This window comes from Sagittula salina, from assembly GCF_017813235.1.
Lineage (GTDB): Bacteria > Pseudomonadota > Alphaproteobacteria > Rhodobacterales > Rhodobacteraceae > Sagittula > Sagittula salina.
The window spans coordinates 1-15,710 of the sequence record NZ_JAGISH010000006.1 but is presented as its reverse complement, the minus strand read 5'-3'; the positions used below and the strand labels follow the sequence as shown (position 1 = coordinate 15,710).

Annotated in this window: 15 protein-coding genes; 9 read left to right on the top strand and 6 right to left on the bottom strand. The window is 63.9% G+C overall.

Annotation, left to right across the window (positions count from 1 at the left end):
• Positions 1 to 256: 256 nt before the first annotated feature.
• The 5 genes from J5474_RS11370 to J5474_RS11350 all read left to right on the top strand — a co-directional run bounded on the left by J5474_RS11370 (position 257) and on the right by J5474_RS11350 (position 6,237).
• Complete coding sequence (locus J5474_RS11370; RefSeq protein ID WP_209361043.1) at positions 257 to 1,093, top strand: hypothetical protein; 837 nt, start codon at positions 257 to 259, stop codon at positions 1,091 to 1,093.
• A complete protein-coding gene (locus J5474_RS11365; protein ID WP_209361042.1) occupies positions 1,093 to 1,611 on the top strand; it encodes a hypothetical protein in 519 nt (172 codons plus the stop codon). The genes J5474_RS11370 and J5474_RS11365 overlap by 1 nt, the downstream gene beginning before the upstream one ends.
• Before the next feature lie 186 nt (positions 1,612 to 1,797).
• On the top strand, positions 1,798 to 3,513 hold the full coding sequence (locus J5474_RS23125) for a class I SAM-dependent methyltransferase (protein WP_209361041.1): 1,716 nt from the start codon (positions 1,798 to 1,800) through the stop codon (positions 3,511 to 3,513).
• 91 nt (positions 3,514 to 3,604) lie between these two features.
• Entirely contained in the window at positions 3,605 to 5,155 is a 1,551-nt protein-coding gene (locus J5474_RS11355) for a tetratricopeptide repeat protein (protein WP_209361040.1), read from the top strand.
• An 80-nt stretch (positions 5,156 to 5,235) separates the two neighbouring features.
• Positions 5,236 to 6,237 carry a hypothetical protein gene (locus J5474_RS11350; protein WP_209361039.1) on the top strand — a complete coding sequence of 334 codons (1,002 nt, stop codon included), beginning with the start codon at positions 5,236 to 5,238 and terminating at the stop codon, positions 6,235 to 6,237.
• A 4-nt stretch (positions 6,238 to 6,241) separates the two neighbouring features.
• On the opposite strand, the gene J5474_RS11345 is transcribed toward J5474_RS11350, so the two are convergent.
• The 5 genes from J5474_RS11345 to J5474_RS11325 all read right to left on the bottom strand — a co-directional run bounded on the left by J5474_RS11345 (position 6,242) and on the right by J5474_RS11325 (position 11,416).
• On the bottom strand, positions 6,242 to 7,102 hold the full coding sequence (locus J5474_RS11345; RefSeq protein WP_209361038.1) for a formate/nitrite transporter family protein: 861 nt from the start codon (positions 7,100 to 7,102) through the stop codon (positions 6,242 to 6,244).
• Between the two features lie 223 nt (positions 7,103 to 7,325).
• The gene (locus J5474_RS11340) at positions 7,326 to 8,444 is read right to left on the bottom strand and encodes a Gfo/Idh/MocA family protein (protein ID WP_209361037.1); all 1,119 of its coding nucleotides are present in this window, start codon (positions 8,442 to 8,444) and stop codon (positions 7,326 to 7,328) included.
• A gap of 175 nt (positions 8,445 to 8,619) precedes the next feature.
• On the bottom strand, positions 8,620 to 10,275 hold the full coding sequence (locus J5474_RS11335; RefSeq protein ID WP_209361036.1) for a BCCT family transporter: 1,656 nt from the start codon (positions 10,273 to 10,275) through the stop codon (positions 8,620 to 8,622).
• 70 nt (positions 10,276 to 10,345) lie between these two features.
• The gene (locus J5474_RS11330; protein ID WP_209361035.1) at positions 10,346 to 10,762 is read right to left on the bottom strand and encodes a universal stress protein; all 417 of its coding nucleotides are present in this window, start codon (positions 10,760 to 10,762) and stop codon (positions 10,346 to 10,348) included.
• A gap of 171 nt (positions 10,763 to 10,933) precedes the next feature.
• The gene (locus J5474_RS11325; protein ID WP_209361034.1) at positions 10,934 to 11,416 is read right to left on the bottom strand and encodes a MarR family winged helix-turn-helix transcriptional regulator; all 483 of its coding nucleotides are present in this window, start codon (positions 11,414 to 11,416) and stop codon (positions 10,934 to 10,936) included.
• Between the two features lie 220 nt (positions 11,417 to 11,636).
• Here J5474_RS11325 and ectA point away from each other — a divergent pair, with 220 nt between their 5' ends.
• Genes ectA through J5474_RS11305 form a run of 4 tightly spaced genes read left to right on the top strand, consistent with a single transcriptional unit; the run spans position 11,637 to position 15,335 of the window.
• Positions 11,637 to 12,170 carry a diaminobutyrate acetyltransferase gene (gene ectA / locus J5474_RS11320; RefSeq protein ID WP_209361033.1) on the top strand — a complete coding sequence of 178 codons (534 nt, stop codon included), beginning with the start codon at positions 11,637 to 11,639 and terminating at the stop codon, positions 12,168 to 12,170.
• A gap of 58 nt (positions 12,171 to 12,228) precedes the next feature.
• Complete coding sequence (gene ectB, locus J5474_RS11315; RefSeq protein ID WP_209361032.1) at positions 12,229 to 13,509, top strand: diaminobutyrate--2-oxoglutarate transaminase; 1,281 nt, start codon at positions 12,229 to 12,231, stop codon at positions 13,507 to 13,509.
• A gap of 5 nt (positions 13,510 to 13,514) precedes the next feature.
• Complete coding sequence (locus tag J5474_RS11310; RefSeq protein ID WP_209361031.1) at positions 13,515 to 13,916, top strand: ectoine synthase; 402 nt, start codon at positions 13,515 to 13,517, stop codon at positions 13,914 to 13,916.
• A 3-nt stretch (positions 13,917 to 13,919) separates the two neighbouring features.
• The gene (locus tag J5474_RS11305; protein WP_209361030.1) at positions 13,920 to 15,335 is read left to right on the top strand and encodes an aspartate kinase; all 1,416 of its coding nucleotides are present in this window, start codon (positions 13,920 to 13,922) and stop codon (positions 15,333 to 15,335) included.
• Between the two features lie 186 nt (positions 15,336 to 15,521).
• On the opposite strand, the gene J5474_RS11300 is transcribed toward J5474_RS11305, so the two are convergent.
• On the bottom strand, positions 15,522 to 15,710 hold a 189-nt coding region (locus J5474_RS11300), incomplete at its 5' end, for a hypothetical protein (protein WP_209361029.1).

The following is a 15,710-nucleotide window of genomic DNA, read 5'->3' as shown; positions in this document are numbered from 1 at the left end:
CTGCACAATTTCGCCACATTCCTGCCCCGGAATTATCTGGGTGACAGGTCAATCAAAGTGGTAACCGGAGCGCTAAGAAATACGCCTCTCCCGGTTCTAACCTCGGTACGATCACAAATCTAGCGCGTAGAAGGCGCGGGAAGGGTGCAAAAATACAATGTCGTTGTTGCTGAAATCATGTTTACCCCAGTTCGTACGCCCCGCCGGGGTCGCCCTTGTAATAACTTCTGCCGCCGCTTTTGCTGCGGAAATGCCGATGGGTGCGGTGGACACAGAACTGCGGGGCCAAACGGATTTCCGTGACATTTCATGGGAGGTCTGCCTGGGCGCGGATCGCTGCAACGTTGACGGCATAGAGGTCGTGGCGGAGCGGTTGAACGCAGAGGGCGTCTGGATTTCGGCGGCGATCTACTGGGACCCCATCGACGGGCTTGGCGTGCTTGATGGGCATGAGAACGACGAAATCGACATTAATGAGCGCCTGACGATCCGTTTCGCCGCGCCGATGTTGCTGCGCGGGCTGTGGCTGAGCGACTTGTTCATCGGAGAGGGGGCACGTTTCGAAGGCTGGGAACCGGACCCGAACGACGTGGAAGTGGCGTTCATCACGTTGTCGGAAGGCGGCTATCCGGCCGAGGAATTCCGCGTATCCGGGGTCTTCGATCTGCCTGACAGTTCCTTCAACGCCAGCGTGGTGGGCTCTTTTGGCGCCGATGGCGAGGCGGTGGGCGCGCCTCTGGAGGTGGACGGCCAGACGCAGGCCACCGGACCGGATAATGTCGCGGAGCGGCTGCCGACACTTGCGGATCTGCCGTGGCACGAGAACGCGCTGCAACGCTTTGCCCCCGGCGGCGAGAAAGCCGACCGGATCGGCGTGGTGCGCCCGGGGGCGGATCATCTTGCCGCGCTGCGTGCCATGGCGGAGGAGCGCCGTGAAGTCGGCGACATTTCCAACGGTGAACTTGGCTGGACCGCGCCGCAGCCGCGTCTGGTTGACCAGATCGTGCTGACCGCAGGTGATTATACCAGCAGCGACTACTCGATCGCGGGTATCGTGGCGGCACCGCTGATGCAGCTGTCGGAGAACTTCTGATGACCGCGGGGCGTCGCCTTCTGGAACGGTCGCTGTCTCGTCTTGGCTTGATGGTGGCGGCGGTGGTTTCCACCGTCACTCCTGCGCTGGCCCTTGGTCTGCAACAGCCGGTGACGGATAGCGCCGTCTGGCGTGACCTTCGCCGCGAACTGGAGCAGGATCGCGCCATCGCCGGTGTATCCGAGGGTGTGGCGCGTGTTCTCGAACGGGTCGGCCGCGAGGGCGATGAACGGGCGCTGGTCTGGATGAGCTATTCCATCGCCCGGACGGGGGATCTGGCCGCGCTCGACGCTTTCTGGACCCGCCGCATGACGGAACGCCGGGACGAGATCGGTATGCTCGCGGTGCTGGATGTGCGCGCGCAGGTGGTCGGGCAGAAATCTTTCGACAGGCAAACCATTCTGAAGGAATGGCTCTATCGGGTGGGCAAGGGCAACTACGACAGCTGTGGCGGCAATTGCGGGAATGGCAAGGGCGGCGGCGGCGGCAACGGCAACGGCAACGAAGGCAACGGCTGACGTAGGCAACCACAGACCGGGCGGTTCCTGAGAACCGCGCCGGAGCGGGCAACGACCCGCAGGGCGAAACGCTCAATGTAGGCGAGGCAGAGTATGTATTACCGGGATTGGCAAACGCAGAGAGGACGGGCATCCGCTGGCGAGGGCGCGGCGATCTTGTCGTTTCAGGGTAAAACGCCAGCGGAGGTGGCAAGTCGCCTTCTGGCAGAGGATCACCCGCGCATGGTCGGCAAATGCGACCTTGGCCGGGTCACGCAAGTGGCAGAGGTCTTGCCAGAGGACGCGGTGATCGTCGAGATGGGGCCGTGGCTGGGTTACCTGAGCCATGCGCTGGCGAAGCATGGTGATCTGCACGTGGTCGACTGCTTCGACTGGACGGCTGACCACGCGGCGCGCGTGCCGGGCGTGCTTGCCGCCGGGGACAGCTTTCGCCCGCTGTTCGAGGCGATCCTGGAAGAAACCGGCGCTCGCGCGACGATCCACCCGGTGCCGTTCAGCGACTTTCTCTGGTCGGGGCCGGAGGTCTCCCTGCTTGTGATCGATTCACCCAAGACGGCAAGGGCGCTGCACGAATGCCTCGCGTCGGTCGCAGGGGCGATGGCGGCTCACGGCGTGATCCTCGTAAAGAATGGGTTGAACCCGAAGCATCACGAGATGATGGCCTACGTCGACCGGCTGGTGGGGCTGGGGCTCTACCGCTATGCGGAGGGCAACGACGCGGAAGCCTCGAATATCCTCGCGCTGGAGGTGGCGGAGCGCCCGGCCACGCTGGAGCAGGACCTGCGCGATCTGCTCGATCCGGGCATCCTGCCGGAACTCGTGGCGCAGGACATGGCGCAAGGGCCACAGAACATCGTACGGCTGATCCGGCTGGTGCAGGAGGGCTACATGGCCGCGGCCTGGGCACAATTGGCGGCACAGGCGCCGGACCCTGCCAACATCCGGCTGTGGGAAAGCGCTGAGGCAACGATCCGTACCGACCGGGTAAGCGCGGCTGACCTCGCGGCCTTTTCGGAGCTGTTGATCCGCCACAATGACCCGCTGCAGGGGGCTCAGGGCAATGCGGGGCGCCAGATGGCTGCCGTGCACGGCTGGTGGCAGAGTGCGTCGGACAAGCCGTGGCGTTTCGGGGCATTCCAGCCCGCGCTGCTGCAGCGCGCGGCGGCCTTCGGCTACATGGCATGGCCGGAGCGTATTGCTGAGCATCTGGACGGGCGCGACGTCCTGGACGTGGGCTGTGGCGCGGGACTGCACGGGCTGGGCTACCTCGCCCATGGCGCGCGCTCGGTGCTGGGGATCGACCCGGAGTTACGTCTTGACCGTGACCGGGTAAAGAACCTCGCGACCCGCCGGAGAGAGGGATTCGGCTGGACCCCGAAGGAGATCGCGGCGCGTGTGGCGCCTTGGCAGGTCGAAGCCACGGCAATAGAGCATCTCGAGACCGACCGCCGGTTTGATCTCGCGGTGATGCACCATGTTCTGGCGCATGTGGAGGACGTGTCGCTTGCGCTGGCCCGCGTTGCGGCGCTGCTGCGGCCCGGCGGGCGGATCGTGATCCGGCACAAGAACTTTTACGCGTGGAACGGGCACGCCCAGTCACCCAAGACCGTCGCGGCGATTCGTCCCGGCGATGCGGCGCAGCAGCCATTGCTGGACTGGGGGCATCTGGGCTGGGACGCGCCTCAGGACCACTACATCGCCCGCAGGCTGAATCGCGTTCGGCTGGACGCGGTGCTCGAAGCGGTTTCTGCCCTGTTCCGTATCGAGACGCAGGAGGAAGTCCAGTCGACCGGGGAGACCGGGCTGGGACGGTTGACGCCCGAAGTCCGTGCGCGCTTCCCGACACTGGGCCAGCGCGATTTCGAAGTGCAGGCGCTGCACCTCACCGCCGTACTCAAATGATATGTGCCGGTGCTGACATTGCCTGCGGGCAGGGACCTGCACCGCTACCGCGACGCCAATCGAAAGACAGGTGACCGAGATGACAATCCGAATGAAGACATTTGCCCCCTTGCTGTCCCGCGGGATCGTACTCGGCGCGGCGATCCTGTCGTTGGCTCCGGCGGCGACCCATGCACAGGAACACCGTGTGGCGATGACGCAAGAACAGCCGACCCAGGCCGCACAGACGCTGAACAGCCGTTACAAGGCGGTGGAACGCCTGCGCAAACAAGCGCGCGACACCGAGCAGATGCAGGCGGTGCTGGAGGGTTATGCGGGTCTGGCGAAGGAAGGCCACGCGCGGTCCGCGTTTCGCATGGGGAATATTTTTTATCGCGGCACCATGACGGCCCCCGATGCGGCCCGCGGCATCGACAGCTATCGCAAGGCGGCAAAGCTGGGTTATGCACCGGCATGGCGTTACCTCGCTGTGGCGCTTCTGAGCGTAGGGGAGGGCGAGGCGGCCTTCGACGCCTTCGCAAAGGCGCGTGCGGCCGGGATCGTGGGCTTTGACCTGATCGTGGCGAAGGCCCACCTGCGCCACAGCTTTGGCGGACTGTCGGACCCGGAGGCCGGTCTGGCGCTGCTGCAAACGTTGACTGCGGCCGGTGACGGTCGCGCGCGCATGGAATTGGGCAAGACGCTGTCTGACGCCGGTAGCGGCTTTGCCGACTTCGCCGCGGCGCGCAGGATCTTCGAAGAGCTGGCAGGCAAGGGCCACGGCGAGGCGACGATGCGGCTGGCTGGACTTTATCGCGGTGGCTTGGGCGTGCCGCGCCACTATCCGACGGCTCAGGTGTTGTACGAGCGCGCGGCGCGCAGCGGCGTGGAAGGCGCGCGCCTCAAGGTGGCGGAGATGCAGATCCGCCGCGGGCTGTTCGGAAACGCGCGCAGGACGCTGGAACACGCGGTGACGGACCGCGTGGAGGGTGCGGAGGTCGCTCTCATCGACGCGGAGATCCGGCGCCAGCTGGGCAGCCGTTCCGACCGGGCGGCGGCGCTGGCGGCGCTGGAGGAGGGACTGAAGTCCCAGGACCCGCGGTATGGCGTGCTTGCACTGGAACTCCTGTCCGATCACGTGCCCGTGTCGCTGGATCGCGACGTGGTGGTGGCGCAGGTCCGTGCGGCAGCGGATCACGGCCATGGGGACAGCGCGGCCGCACTGCTGCGCGCGGCCCGTCTCGTGCCGGGGCTGGGTCTGAGGGCGCAGCGTCCCGCATTGCTTGAAAGCTACCGCGACCTGTTGCGGGACGCGACCCGCACCGGGGAGGAGGTCCGCATCATCATGGACAGCCAGCCGCGGTCCAAGGCCCGGGAGATGATCGCGGAGCGGCTGGACGAGGCCAGCCCCGAGGTCGCCTACGACGTGATGAGCGCGGTTGCCCGCGCGGATCGCAACGATTTCATCTGGCTCGTGCAGTCCGAGTTCAAAAGGCGCGGGAACTACTCCGGCCACCTGACCGGCACGCTGACCGGCTCGACCCTGCGCGCCATGTTACGCTTCTGCGCGGCCGAGGGATACCTCGACGAGTGCCGGCACGGCCCGCTGCGCGGTACCGCCATGCGGCTGATGTCCGCCTCGCTGGCAGGGGATGTGAGATGACGATCCAATCGTCAATTGCGGCTGACAATCGGCCCGCTTCCGGGATAGCCTCGGAGACATACTTTACGGAGACTACCCATATGCCAGCGCAGCAGAGTTCCGGCCAGACGTCCGGCCAGATCCTCAGCGTCGCTCCGATCGGGTCCTGCCGGATCGTCGATCCGTTGCGGCAGGCACGGCCCTTCCTCGGGGTGGAGATGAACCGTGGCCGCAGCCTTGGCTTCTGCCACTCCTCGCCGGAGGCCGTGCAGCAGATGCGGTATCTGCTGGGCGAAGTCGATATTGACGAAGCGCTATGGCCATTCGTGTCCGGTTTTGACCGGGCGGAGGTGGCGGCGCAGCGACACGAACCGTCTGACATCTACATCGTGGAACTGAGCTCGGAAAAGGTGCTGAGCCTTGGCGATACGCTGTTGCAGTTGAATTACCTGCGGACGCAATACGCGGACTTCTTCAAGGACAACGCACGCAAGAACGCCTACTGGAAGGCCATCGAGCGCGAGACACAGGGCGGGATCGATGCACTGTTGTCCGACGCCTGGGGTGGGCCGGAGCGCGCGGCGGAACGCGACGTGCTGCGTCAGGTTCGCCTGCGCCGCGCGGACGCGGCCCAGACCCGCGAGGACATGCGCGCGCTGGCCAATCAATTGCCCAATGTCATGTTCGTCACCCATGTGAATGCGCGTGAGAACGGTGCCCCGATCAAGACGCGTGATCGCTACGTGACGATGGTCAAGGAAGTTGCGCAGGCCGAAGGGCTGCGTGTCTTCGACCCGACCGAGGCTGTCATGGCCCTGGGGCAGGCGGACGCACTGGAGTCGGATCTGAACCACTACCATGAAGATTTCAAGCCGGTGCTGGCGGAGCATTGGTACGATGCCCACCTGCGGGACATTATCGCGGACCTCGTTCGCGCGCGTGGCCCGGCGGCAATGCGACCGGCGCTGGAGACTCACCTCTCTGCACGGGTGCTGAACACGGACGCTGACCGTGCCGGGGCGGCAAGGGACTGGCTGCGCAGGCTTGCCTTGGTGCACCCGGACCTGAGGGAGTTGCACGAACGGCTGGTGGTGGGGGCCTGAGCGGTCAGTCCCGCGTTACCTCGTTCTTCACCTGGCCCCATGTAAGCAGGGTGAAGACGGCGGTGCCGCCCAGAACATTGCCCACCAGAACCGGAAAAAAGAAGGAGAAGGTGACGTTCCAGAGCGTTTCCTCTCCGAACCAGACCAGCAGGCCCGCCTCCACCGATCCGGCGATGACGTGGGCAAAGCCCGCTGCCGCCATGAGCCACGTCATCGTCAGGATAACGAAAAACGCGCTTTTTTGTGCTGCCGGGATGATCCAGACGATGGCGGCGATGATGATGCCCGCCGGAATGGCCCGGTAAAAATTCTCCCGCGCGGTGCCATCCACAGCGTGGTGCGCAACCTCCAGCAGGCTGTCAGTTGCATCCGGCGGCACGAAATGCGGCAGGTAGAGGAAGCCCGAGGCAATGCCGGCGCCCACCACGTTGGCTGTCAGAACGATGCCCCAGAGGCGCAGCAGCTTCATGAAGCAGGACAGCGATTGCTCCGTTATCACCGGCAAGACGGTGGTGATCGTATTCTCGGTAAAAAGCTGCATCCGCCCGAAGATCACCACCATGAAGCCCACGGAGTAGCCCAGGGATTCGATCAGGATGGCCCATTCGGCGTCCGGCAGGCGAAAGCGCAGCACCGATTGCGCGATGACCGAGAGCGATATCAGGATGCCAGCCGCGATGCCCGACCAGATCAGCGATACGGTGGGGCGGGCCAGTTCCTCTTCGCCGTCGCGGCGGATGACCTCGTAGATCAGCCGCGCCGATAGACGGGATGCGTTGAAGACGCTCTTTTCATCCGCCGGGTCGCGGATGGCTTCGGCGTCCTTGTGTTCGCTGTCGTGCGGGGCTTCGGCGTGATCATGCATGAGCGATGAACCGTTCCGCCCGCGTTTTGGTTCCCTGTGACCCAAGCGATTGCAGTCCTATACGATCCTGCACCGCGCGTGTCAGTACCAGCGGGCCATGGGGCGGTGCGCACCACTGGCAGCGCCCGGTCGAGGCCACCACCGCCGCGTTGGCGGAGCGTATGGAGTAATCCACGGCCTGCCTTGCGAACCCGTGCCTTGACCGGCGTCACAGGGCGGGACGTCAGATCTCCAGCCAGCGTTCCTCCCGCGCGGATTGCTGGATCGCTTCCACGAGGCGCTGGATGCGCAGGCCATTGCGGAAATTGAACGGCTCCCCCGCGTCGCCGACAATCGCGTTGACATAGCCCGCGACCTCGATGGCCTTAAGGTCGTTGAACCCGATCTGGTGGCCCGGTGCGACGCAGAAATTGCCATAGGGGGGGTGGGCCGGTCCCGCCTCGATCCGGCGGAAGCCGTGGCGACCGGGCGTGTCGTCGTTGGAATAGAAATGTAGTTCGTTGAACCGTTCCTGACTGAAAGCCAGCGCGCCTTTCGTGCCGTAAACCTCGAAATCGTGCTGCATCTTGCGCCCGGTGGCGATCCAGTTGCCCTCTACGGACCCGGTGGCGCCGGACGCAAAGCGCAGGAAGGCCCGCGCGAGGTCATCGACTTCCACCGGCTTGCGACCGCCGTAACCATCGGGGCGCTCCGCGATCATGGTGACGCAATCGCCCATGATGCGGGTGATCGGGCCGCACAGGAATTCCGCCGTGGCCAGCGCGTGGCTGCCGATATCGGCCAGCGCACCGCCGCCCGCCGGATCATGGCGAAAGGTCCAGGGCCCTTGGGCGTCCACCATGAAGTCCTCCGCGTGCAGGCCGCGATAGCCGCGAATCTCGCCCAGTTCACCGGCCTCGATCATGTCGCGCGCCAGTTGCAGCATGGGGTTGCAGAGGTAATTGAAGCCCACCTGCGTCTTTAGGCGGGCGGCCTCTGCTGCCTGTGTCATCTCCAGCGCCTCCGCGGCGGTGGGGGCGAGGGGTTTTTCGCAATAGACATGCTTGCCCGCCGCAATGGCAGCCAGAGCCATGTCCTTGTGCAGGGCATTGGGGGCGGTGATATTGATGACGTCGATCTCGGGGTTGGTGACCATGACCCGCCAGTCGTCGGTGGCGTGGGCAAAGCCCAGGGCCCTCGCGGCGCGGTTCGCCGCCTCGGCGCTGATGTCCGCCACCGTGTGGAGGGTGATCCGCGCGGGCAGGTCAAAGACCTTCACCGCGGTTGCATAGCCAAAGACGTGCGCCTTCCCCATGAAGCCGGAGCCGATCAGGCCGATGCGCAGTTCCCGTTTATCCGTCATCCGATGAAATCCCGTCCTCGCGGCCCGGACCTCCTCCCGGCCATGGCATAGCCTTGTGGCGCGGCGGGGGTGCTGTCAATTCCGGGCAGATTCGGCGGGGACGGTTCTATCAGACGTGAGAGATGGCCCGGACCGCGTGGGGTCCGGGCCATCATGGGTGCAAGTCAGGGCGCCATCACTTGATGGCGCGCCGCTCGTTCCTGAGGCCCTGCCAGATGGCGAAGCACATCACCAGCAGGATTACCGTGAACGGCAGGCCGGTGGAGATCACCATGGACTGCAGCGATTTCAGGCCGCCTGCCGAAAGCAGGAGCACGATGGCCACGGCACCTTCGAAGATCGCCCAGAAGGCGCGTTGCGGCACCGGGGCGTCGACCTTGCCGCCTGCCGTGATGGTGTCGATCACCAGCGACCCGGAGTCGGAGGAGGTGACGAAGAAAACGATCACGAGGACGATCCCGATCAGCGAGGTAATCGAGGCCAGCGGCAGCACGTCCAGCATTTTGAACAGCTTGAGTTCAAGGGTGGCGTCCTGTGCGGCAGTATAGCCGTCATTGATGACCTGATGCAGCGCGGAGCCGCCGAAGACGGACATCCACAGAACGCAGACCAGTGAGGGGATAAGCAGCACGCAAACCACGAATTCACGTACGGAGCGGCCCCGGCTGACGCGGGCGATGAACATGCCGACAAAGGGGGACCAGCTGATCCACCACGCCCAGTAGAAGGACGTCCAGCCCTGGCTGAAGTTCACGTCCTCGCGGCCGATCGGGTTCGACAGGGCGGGGAGGTATTGGATGTAGGCCAGAAGCGAATCGGCAAACAGAGTCAACAGCCAGACTGTCGGGCCGACCAGCAGCACAAAGATCAGCAGGATGAAGGCAAGGCCCATGTTGATCTCGGACAGGACCTTTACCCCGCCATCGAGGCCGCGCAGCACGGAAACCAGCGCCACGGCGGTGATGGCCGAGATGAGGATGACCTCTGTGGTTTCACCCACGGGGATGCCGAAGAGTTCATTCAGACCCGCGTTTGCCTGTGTCGCGCCGAAGCCAAGCGAGGTGGCAAGGCCGAAGAGCGTGGCAAAGACCGCGATGATGTCGATGATGTGACCCGGCCAGCCCCAGATGCGGTCGCCGAAAATCGGATAGAACGCCGAGCGCACCGTCAGCGGCAGGCCCTTGTTGTAGGAGAACAGCGCCAGCGCCAGACCCACCACGGCATAAATCGCCCAAGGGTGCAGCCCCCAGTGAAAGATCGTTGCCGCCATGCCCAGCCGCACAGCCTGCGCTTCGTCACCGCCCGCTGCGCCAAGCGGCGCCCAGTCGGTACGAATGCCGTCCTCGCCCACGGCGGTCCCGCCAACGGAGGAGGAGAAATGGCTCATCGGTTCGGATACGCCGTAGAACATCAGTCCGATGCCCATGCCCGCCGCGAAGAGCATCGCGAACCAGCCGACATACCCGTAGTCCGGGGTGGCTTCGGTGCCGCCAAGCCGGACGCTGCCCACCGGGGATACGATCAGCAGCAGGCAGAAGATGACAAAGATGTTGGCCGCGCCAAGAAAGAACCAGTCGAAGCCCTTCGTCACGCTGTCGAACAGCCAGTTGAACACCGCGCCCGCCTGTTCGGGCAGGGCCAGCGTGTAGAAGACGAACGCCACGATGGCGAGCCCGGAGATCGCGAAGACCGGATTGTGGATGTCAAAGCCGAAGGGGCCAAGATTGCCTTCGACGTTATCCTGTCCGATCTCGTAATCCGTCTCGATGACGTGTGACGCGCCGTCCGGCGTGGGGATCCCATCCCCGGCGCTGACATTTTCGTCTGTCATGTATCCTCTCTTTCCTGTTCGTCCTGTGCTTTGGTTGGGGGCGTGGGTGCCTGGCCTTGTGCGGCTCGGTTCAGTCGCGCACGAGGAAGACCGAAGCCCCGACATGGGCCGCGACTGAAGCACCGTGGCCTGCCCAGATGTAGTCGCCCGCGTTAGGCAGATGGGTCGCCATGACCACGAGGTCGGCGCCCAGATCCTTGACCGCCTCGATGAGGTGTCGGTCGGTATCGACGGACGGATCGTGCGAAACGATCGTTCGCGAGGTGGTGTTTATGCCCCGTTCATGGCCCTGCTCCGCCGCGAAGGCAGCCAACCGGTCGCTGTAGTCCTTCGGGTTGCGGGCGACGGCCCCCGGCGTGTTGGCGGTCACGCCGACATAGCAAACCTCGGCCCCGTAGCGTGTCGCCAGCTCTGCGGCCAGTCCGAGCGCCTTGCCGAGCTTGTCGGCATGGGTGAGGTCCACGGGTAAGACGATTTTGTGGAACATGTTCCCCTCCGTGTATCCGAATCGTGATCTAGGGCGATTTTTCGTGAGTTCCCGCATTTGCAAAAAGCAACATCCCAACGCGGCGAGGCCAGTCAGCCTGCGCCGCGATTTCGGACCGCCCCAGCAGACGCGGGGCCTGTGCGGGATTTTGTCTATCCTGGGTGGTTTTGCCTAGTGGTGAGCGCCGTTCTTCAGCTCGCCGGTATCGAGAACCGGCGCGGCGTCGAGATCATCGGCGTCCAGCATCAGGGCCACGCGTTCAAGGCCGGCGAGGAGCATGGACTGCTCCCAGTCCTCCATCGCCGCGAACTTGCGGACAAACCGCTGCTGTAACGGGTCCGGCGCCTCGTCGAGGGTGGCCTGCCCCTTTTCCGTCATCAGGATGTCGGTCTGGCGGCGGTCGGTCTGGGACTTCTCGCGCGTCACCATGCCTTCGCGTACGAGCTTGTCGACGAGGGATGTCACGGTGGCCTGACTCACATGCATCCGGGTGCTGATTTCCTTGGCTGTGGTATGACCCTTCTCGCCGACAATCTGCAGGACGCGGAACTGTACGGCTGTGATCCCGGCAATCTGCTTCAGATCACGGGCATAAAGCTCTGTCGCGCGGATGATCCTGCGCAGGGCAATAAGGCTGCTGTCGACCCGGTCCATCGTCTTCCTTCCCGCTCTGAGGTGCCAGACTACCGGGGCCGTCAGCGCCAAACAAGCGTCTTTCGTTTCGTTAATCAAAGTTAAGACCTCTCAAGATCAGCGGTATACCTAAGGAAATATGGGTGTAAACGCCCAAAGGTCAAAAAAATCGCTTAGGCAGTTGAAATATCCGCGCGAGACGATACTTTGCACATCAAAGGAAACAACCGACGAGTGACACATGCAACATCCCCGCGACATCGCGCGAAAAAGTACCCCCAGCTTGCGAACACCGACTGCCGAGGATGGTCCGGCCATCTGGGAACTGGTGCGCAGCTGCAAGCCGCTGGACGAGAACTCCATCTACTGCAACCTGCTGCAGTGCGACCACTTCGCCGACACCTGCGTGGTGGCTGAGCTGGACGGAGAGGTTGTCGGCTGGATCTCGGGCTACCTGACGCCGAACGCGGGCGACACGCTGTTTGTCTGGCAGGTCGCGGTGTCCGAAAAGGCGCGTGGCATGGGGCTGGGCGTTACGATGCTGCAATCCCTTCTGAATCGCGAAATCTGTGCGGGCGTGACCCGTCTGCAAACCACCATCACGGCGGACAACGCCGCGTCCTGGGGCATGTTCCGGAAGTTCGCCCGGGTACAGGGGGGCACACTCTCGTCGGAGCCGCACTTCCTGAAGTCGGAGCACTTCAAGGGTCGCGCCAGCACGGAGAACATGGTCACCATCGACCTCGATTCCGATGCGATGGAGCGCGCCGCCTGATCGGCATCCGACCCGCACTTTTTCTTCCAGTATCAATCCATATCGAAAGGAGCAGTCCATGACCGCTTCCACACCTTCCGTTTTCAAGCGCCGTGAATCCGATGCCCGCAGCTACTGCCGCAGCTTCGACACTGTCTTTACCTCCGCCTCCGGGTCGGAGATGACCGACGCCGATGGGCGGACCTACATCGACTTTCTGGCCGGTTGTTCGTCGCTGAACTATGGCCACAACGACCCCGACATGAAGACCGCGCTGATCGAGCACATTTCAAGCGACGGCATCGCGCACGGGCTCGATATGCACACGGCTTCGAAGGCGGCGTTTCTCGAAACCTTCGAGGAGAAGATCCTGAAGCCCCGTGGCATGGACCACAAGGTGATGATGGTCGGACCCACCGGCACGAACGCCGTCGAGGCCGCCATGAAACTGGCGCGCAAGGTGACGGGACGTTCCAACATCATCGCCTTCACCAACGGTTTCCATGGCATGTCGCTGGGCGCACTGGCCGCTACCGGCAACGCGGGCAAGCGTGGTGGCGCGGGCATGGATCTGCACGGCGTGACCCGGATGCCCTACGAGGGCGCCTTTGGCGACGGTATCGACACGCTTTCGATCATCGAGCAGATGCTCGACAATCCCAGTTCCGGCATCGACGCCCCGGCGGCCTTCATCCTTGAGCCCGTACAGGGCGAGGGTGGCCTGAATGCCGCGTCTAAGGAGTGGATCGAAGGCATCGGTCGTCTGGCCAAGAAGCATGGCGCGCTGTTGATCCTCGATGACATCCAGGCGGGCATCGGTCGCTGCGGCACCTTCTTCTCCTTCGAAGAAATGGACGTCGAGCCTGACCTGATTCCGCTGGCTAAGTCTCTGTCTGGCATGGGCTTGCCCTTTGCGGCGCTATTGATCCGTCCGCAGCACGACATCTGGAGCCCGGCGGAGCACAACGGCACCTTCCGTGGCAACACCCACGCGTTTGTCACCGCCAAGGTGGCCATCGACAAGTTCTGGTCCGACAGTCAGTTCCAGCGCCATGTCGCGCGCCGCGCCACCGTGGTCGAACATGGTCTGAACACCATCGCCGACATGGTTCCCGGTGCGCGCCTGAAGGGACGCGGCATGATGCGCGGCGTTGACGTGGGCTCTGGCGATCTTGCCGGAGAGATCTGTGCGCGCGCCTTCGAGAACGGACTGATCATCGAAACATCCGGGGCCGACGACGAGGTCGTCAAGATCCTGGCGCCTCTTACTACGCCGGACGAAACCCTGCAGCGCGGCCTCGATATCCTGATCGCCGCAGCGCGTGACGTCCTGTCCACAACGAAACTTGCAGCGGAGTAACCAACATGATCGTTCGTGACTTCAACGAAATCACCAAGACCGAACCCACCCGCGTCGTGTCGGACGCGCAATGGACATCTGTCCGTATGCTGCTGGCCGACGACAAGATGGGTTTCTCTTTCCACATCACCTTTCTCGAGGCGGGCTCGGAGCACACTTTCGAATACAAGAACCACTTCGAGAGCGTCTACTGCATGCAGGGCAAGGGTTCGATCACTGACCTTGCCACGGGCGAGACGCACGAGATCAAGCCGGGCGTGATGTATGCGCTCGACCAGCATGACCGTCACATCCTGCGCGCCGAAGAAGAACTGGTCATGGCCTGCTGCTTCAACCCGCCCGTGACGGGCAAGGAAGTGCACCAGGCCGACGGGTCCTATGCCGCGCCCGATCTGGAGGACGCATAAACCATGCATACCGTTGAGAAGATCGGCGGGACGTCAATGTCCCGCCTCGGCGAACTGCGCGATACGGTCTTCACCGATGGGGGCCGGACCGACTACGGGCGGGTTTTCGTGGTCTCCGCCTTTGGCGGGATCACCAACCTGCTTCTGGAACACAAGAAGTCCGGGGAGCCGGGCGTCTATGCGAGTTTCGCGGATGGCGAGGGCGAAGAAAAGTGGAGTACGGCACTGGACGCCGCGGCCGCCGCGATGATCGAGGCGCATACCGCAGTTCTCGACCATCCCGACGACATCGCCCAGGCCACCGCGCTGGTGAATGATCGCATTGACGGGGCGCGTACCTGCCTGGTGGACCTCGGGCGGCTGTGTTCCTACGGCCATTTCCGCCTGAACGCGCACCTCCTGCAGATTCGGGAACTCCTGTCCGGCATCGGGGAGGCGCACTCCGCGCAGGTTGCGGTTCTGCTTTTGCGTCGGGCTGGCATCAACGCGACACTCGTGGATCTGACGGGCTGGCGCGGCGATGGCGACGTGACGCTGGAAGAGCGCATCACCTCTGCGCTCGACGGCGTCGACCCCTCGAGGGAAATGCCCATCGTGACCGGCTACGCCCAATGCGCCGAGGGTCTGATGCGCGAATTCGACCGGGGTTATTCCGAGGTGACGTTCTCGCAGATGGCCGCGCTGACCGGCGCGCGCGAAGCGATCATCCACAAGGAGTTCCACCTGTCCTCCGCTGATCCGAAACTCGTCGGCCAGGACAAGGTGCGCAAGCTGGGCCGGACGAATTACGACGTGGCGGACCAGATGGCGAACCTGGGGATGGAGGCGATCCATCCATCGGCGGCCAAGACCCTGCGCCAGGCGCATGTGCCATTGCGCGTAACGAATGCTTTCGAGCCTCACGATCCCGGCACGTTGATCGACGATCAGCCGGCCGACGAGGCGGGCGTGGAAATCGTTACAGGTCTCCCGGTTCTGGCGCTCGAGGTCTTCGAGCAGGACATGGTGGGGGTCAAGGGCTACGATGCCGCGATCCTGGAGGCGCTGACCCGTCACGATGTCCGAATCGTGTCCAAGGTGTCGAATGCCAACACCATCACCCACTACGTGGATGCAACGGTGCCGGAACTGCGCCGGGTCGAGGCTGACCTGATGCGCAAATACCCGCAGGCGGAGATCAGCACCCGCGAACTGGCTCTGGTTTCCGTGGTCGGGCGTGATCTTCTGGGGCTTTCCGTCCTGACTCGGGGGTTGCAGGCCCTGGCGGACGGCGGGCTGGCCTGCCTCGGGGCGTCTCAGGGGCCGCGCAATGTGGATGTGCAATATACCATGCCGCGCGGCGACATGGCGGCGGCCATACGGGCATTGCACGAATCCCTCGTGGTCAAAGGCGCACAGTCCTGGCCGCGCGCGGCCTGAGACTGGCACTCATCCGAAACTCAAGGCAGCGGCGTCTCCGGAAGGCGCCGCTTTTCGTACCGGAGGCGGGACTTGGCGCGCGCGACTCTTGCGGGCGGCGCTTCCGTCTGACGAGCTTCAGTGGTGGAGCGTCAGGAAGGCTTATGGCTCGTCTGGCCGAGCCTCGCCAAAGTTCCCTGGTGGCGCCTATTCCGTGAGCTCTTGAAGATTCGACCTGTAATCAGGGGCTTGCTTGTAAGGCCGGGACAGCGTTCCGGCAATATCCCCCTCCCTGACGTTTGGGCATTGGGATTTTTTTGAAGAAATCGCTTGCGCCTTTTGTTTGGTGGTCGTAGATACGCCTTCACCGGCGGCGCTGAGGTGCTGTTCGGGGCG